General features: G+C 69.9%; 1 protein-coding gene. It reads left to right on the forward strand.

Translation table 11 applies throughout. The annotated features are described in order from the left end of the window. Positions 1-336: condensation domain-containing protein (locus ACLEQD_RS45325; RefSeq protein ID WP_410392062.1), on the forward strand; the 336-nt coding region annotated here is incomplete at both ends.

The raw sequence follows: 336 nt of genomic DNA on the forward strand, positions 1-336 counted from the left end.
CGTCCTTCCGCGAGCTGCTGGCCCAGGTGCATGACTCCGCCCTTGGCGCCTTCGCTCACCAGGACGTGCCCTTCGAGAAGCTGGTGGAGGTGCTCCAGCCTTCGCGCTGGCTGAACGTCTCTCCGCTGTTCCAGGTGATGTTCGTCCTGCAGAACGCGCCCCTGTCGCTCGTGCCGCTTCCCGGCCTGCGCATGGACACGTTGCCGGTGGACGGCGGTGTGGCGCGCTTCGACCTGACGCTGGTCGCGTCCGAGGAGGCTCGCGGCCTGCGCCTCAGCGCCGAGTACCGCACGGCCCTCTTCGACGAGGCCACCGTCGCGCGCATGCTGGGGCACC

Source organism: Corallococcus sp. 4LFB (assembly GCF_046520365.1).
Classification (GTDB): Bacteria; Myxococcota; Myxococcia; order Myxococcales; family Myxococcaceae; genus Corallococcus; species Corallococcus caeni.